The organism is Paenibacillus sp. 05T425 (genome assembly GCF_056396205.1).
Genome location: NZ_JBFTLA010000170.1, coordinates 1 through 375 on the forward strand (window position 1 = coordinate 1; position 375 = coordinate 375).

Consider the following 375-nt stretch of genomic DNA (forward strand, 5'->3'; position numbering starts at 1 on the left):
CGCTTGATCGCCTTGCGCCGCACGGCGTCCAGCGGCACGCCGGCACCGTCGTCGCAGATGTCGAAAATGATGTCGCCGCCCTCTCTCGACAAGTCGAGGGTGATCTTGCCCTGGGCCGGTTTACCGGCCGCGATCCGCACCTCGGCCGATTCCAGCCCATGGTCAACGGCGTTGCGCAGCATGTGTTCCAGCGGCGCGGCCATGCGCTCGAGGACATTGCGGTCCATCTCGCCTTCGGCGTTGCCGACGATGAACTCCACATCCTTGCCCAGCTCGCTGGAAACCTGACGGACGATGCGCTTCAAACGCGGCAGCATTCGCTCGAACGGCACCATGCGCGTGCGCATCAGGCCTTCCTGCAATTCGGTGTTGATG

General features: G+C 64.3%; 1 pseudogene. It reads right to left on the reverse strand.

Annotated elements, in window-relative coordinates:
* Positions 1-375: pseudogene (locus AC1DF0_RS32620) on the reverse strand (chemotaxis protein CheA); the annotation flags it as partial.